This is a genomic window from Peptoniphilus sp. (assembly GCF_050943655.1).
Classification (GTDB): domain Bacteria; phylum Bacillota; class Clostridia; order Tissierellales; family Peptoniphilaceae; genus Peptoniphilus_A.
On record NZ_JBMNPQ010000110.1, the window covers coordinates 1 to 3,524 of the forward strand.

Annotated in this window: 5 protein-coding genes; 1 reads left to right on the forward strand and 4 read right to left on the reverse strand. The window is 31.4% G+C overall.

The window, feature by feature from the left end:
• A partial coding sequence (locus ACOX6R_RS07640) for a DUF4364 family protein (RefSeq protein ID WP_433448893.1) occupies positions 1 to 389 on the forward strand: 389 nt, incomplete at its 5' end.
• A 127-nt stretch (positions 390 to 516) separates the two neighbouring features.
• Here the strand turns inward: ACOX6R_RS07640 and ACOX6R_RS07645 are convergent.
• The 4 genes from ACOX6R_RS07645 to ACOX6R_RS07660 all read right to left on the reverse strand — a co-directional run.
• Positions 517 to 957: an ATPase gene (locus ACOX6R_RS07645; protein WP_433448895.1), complete on the reverse strand. Its 441-nt coding sequence runs from the start codon at positions 955 to 957 to the stop codon at positions 517 to 519.
• Between the two features lie 2 nt (positions 958 to 959).
• Positions 960 to 1,439, reverse strand: coding sequence for a pantetheine-phosphate adenylyltransferase (gene coaD, locus ACOX6R_RS07650; RefSeq protein WP_433448897.1), 480 nt, complete (start codon positions 1,437 to 1,439; stop codon positions 960 to 962).
• A complete protein-coding gene (gene rsmD / locus ACOX6R_RS07655; RefSeq protein WP_433448899.1) occupies positions 1,436 to 1,978 on the reverse strand; it encodes a 16S rRNA (guanine(966)-N(2))-methyltransferase RsmD in 543 nt (180 codons plus the stop codon). Before rsmD ends, coaD begins: the two co-directional genes overlap by 4 nt.
• 54 nt (positions 1,979 to 2,032) lie before the next feature.
• Positions 2,033 to 3,524: ATP-dependent DNA helicase RecG (locus ACOX6R_RS07660; protein ID WP_433448901.1), on the reverse strand; the 1,492-nt coding region annotated here is incomplete at its 5' end.

Here is a 3,524-nt window from a genome sequence, read left to right on the forward strand (position 1 = left end):
AACAATATATTTCAGAAATGGAGTCTACAGGACTTATTCTTTTCGACGACGACAAAAATTATTATCTATCTTCTGATGGAAAAGAAGCTCTTGAACTTTTCTATGATAATATTCCAGAAGAAAATATTGAATTTTTAAAACCTAGAATCGAAGAGTATAGACATAATCTAATTTTAAAAAATTCAATAAAAGCTGATGTTAAAACTGAAAATGGAATTAGCCATGCTCACCTTTCTATTAAAGACGGCGATGTAGAAGTTTTAAATTTAAAAATTGAAGTATCTGATAAAGATATGGGAAATAGAATTGCAAAAAACTTTAAAAAGAATCCACAAAGATTATATCAAGACATTTTAAAAATTTTGACAGAACAATATAAAGAAAATTAAAAAGACTTGCGGTTAAAGTTTATAATTTTATAACATTACCGCGAGTCTTTTTTTAAGCATTAAAAAAGCTCTAACATAAGCTAGAGCAGTTCTAAAAATTCTAGAGAATTTAGTTTTAAAAAATAAATTAACCTCTAAGTTCTTGTCTATTTTCATTTAACATTTTGATTATTTCAGAAAGATTAACTTGAGTATTTTCAAGAAGCTCATCTGCATAGTCTCTTGCTCCTTCTCTTATTTGAGTTGACTCTTCTTTAGCAGAGTTAAGAATTTGGTGAGCTCTTTGTGTAGCTTCTGCAACTAATTCATCTTCAGCAATTATTTTTTCAGCATGAGATCTTGCTGATGTAATAATCTTATCAGCTTCTTCATTTGCTTCTTTAAGTATTCTTTCTTTGTCTTGAGAAATTTGTTGAGCTTCTGCTATTTCTCCAGGAATTTGAATTTTAATTTCATTTAAAATTTCAAGAGCCTCTTCCCTTTCAACCATAACTTTATTTGTAAGTGGTATTTGAGATGCTGTTTCAATTATATCCTCTAATTCTTCAACTAAATCTGTTATATTCATTTTTACCTCCTATTTAATTTTTCTTTCATGGACTTTCCCACAACTTCGGGCACAAATAAATCTGTATCGCCGTCAAAAGTGGCAACTTCCTTCGCAAGCGTAGAGCTAACAAATAAATTTTCATTTGTCGCCAACAAAAATACAGTTTCCACGCCATCTTTATAATGCATATTAGCCATTGCCAATGAATATTCATTTAAATAATCAGAAGCCGATCTTAAACCTCTAACTATTACATTGCAGTTTTTCTTTTTAGCATAGTCAACTAAAAGTCCATCAAAAGAATCGATCTCTACATTGTCATAATCTTTTAGAACTTCATGAAGAAGATCTTTTCTCTCTTCTACAGTGAATAGTCCCTTCTTAGATCTATTGTCTAAAACAGCAACTATAACTTCACCAAAAATGTCTCTTGCTCTTTCAATTATGTCTAAATGACCCCTAGTCACAGGATCAAAACTGCCCGCATATATTACTCTCATCTATCCCAACTCCATATGGAAATAGAAGTACTTCCATACTTTCTATTTTTTACTTCCTTAAATCCTTCAAATTGAGGTATGCCAACATCAGTTGCATACTCAACTACAACAAGGCCGTCTTCCTTTAAAAGATTATAGTCATTAATTATCTTCATAGACTTTCTGTATAAATCTTTCCTATCAAAGGGCGGATCAACGTATATGTAGTCAAAAGAAGTCTCTAAACTTTTTAACTTACCGATGTTTCCGTGTAAAATAACCCCATAGTCTAAAAACTTTGCCTTTTTTAGATTTTCTCTTACAACATCTATAGCATCATCAGAATTATCTAGAAAATAAGCTATCTTTGCTCCTCTTGACAAAAATTCAATGCCATTTGCGCCACTTCCACAAAAAATATCTAAGACCTTTGCATCTTGAAAATTTTGTCCCAAAATATTAAAGACAGATTCTTTTACCTTGTCTGTTGTGGGCCTTGTGTCGAGACCTTTTGGAGCTTTCAACTTAAGTCCACGTCTATTTCCTGATATTACTCTCATAATGCCTCCAAATCAATATAATTTTAACATATTGCAGTGAATAATTAAAGATTATTAGTTTAAATCTGCATAAAATTCAAGAATTTCTTTATTTAGATAAGAAAATTCTTTCGATTCTAAAAATTTATCCTTTTGTAAAATATTTTTGACCTCAAGTGATGCGTATTTTAAAATTTCTTTATCCCTAAGTGGATCGGCAAGTCTTAAATTTGGAATTCCCGATTGTCTCGTTCCAAAAATATCTCCAAAACCTCTCATCTCTAAGTCCTTTTGTGCAATATAAAAACCGTCGTTTGATTCTTGCATAATCTTCATTCTCTGCCATGATGTTTCAGAATCAGATAGATTATATAAAATGCAGTATGCCTGATCCTTTCCTCTTCCAACTCTTCCGCGCAACTGATGAAGGGTCGAAAGTCCAAATCTCTCAGCATTATAAATCATTATTACACTTGCATTTGGAACATTTACTCCAACTTCTACAACAGTTGTTGATACGAGTAGATTAATCTTATTAGCTGCGAAGTCCTCCATAATTTTATTCTTCTCATCTGGCTTCATCTTTCCATGAATTAAAGAGAGATTGTAGTCCTTATAATACTTTTTTAAATCTGCATATACTTTTTCAACTGACTGCAAGTTTTGAAATTCTTCATTATCTTCAATTAAAGAACATATTACATAAGCCTGATGACCCTTGTCTAGCTCGCTCTTTATAAATTCCTTAGATTTTAAAAGCATGCTCTCATTAATGGCCAAAGTCTTTACAGGTTTTCTTCCAATTGGCATTGTATCAATTATAGAAATATCTAAATCTGCATAAAGTACAAGGGAAAGAGAGCGAGGTATTGGAGTCGCACTCATAACAATTGTCGCTGCATCTTTATCTTTATTTTGAAGAAGATTTCTTTGTACTACTCCAAACCTATGCTGCTCGTCAATTACATTAAGTCCAAGTCTTTTAAACTTAACATTCTCTTCAATTAATGCGTGTGTACCAATTAAAATGTCTATAGCACCTATTTCTAGGTTCGTAAGTATGTCATTTTTTACCTTTTTTGGTGTCGAACCTACAATTAGTGCTACCTTTATACCAAGGGGCTCTAAAAGCTCTCTAAAGGATTCTAGATGTTGTTTTGCCAGTATCTCTGTTGGCGCCATTATTGCAGATTGATAACCATTTAATGCTGCAAGATACATTATAATAACTGCAATTATTGTTTTTCCACTACCTACATCGCCTTGTATTAGCCTATTAATTGCACGACCACTTTTCATATCGTCAAATATTTCGTCTAAGACTTTTTGTTGACCTTCTGTCAGTTCAAAAGGTAGTTCATCAATAAGATTAAAGACTCTATCGTCTAAATGAAATTTTATTGAATCAACATCATTTTTTTGTGCTTTATTTTTTAAAATTGATAATTCAAAGAAAAATAATTCTTCAAAAATAAGTCTTTGTCTTGCAGCTATATAACTGGATCTAGTTTTTGGATAGTGAATATTTCGAATGGCTTCGTTTTTGTCTATTAATCTATATTTTTCT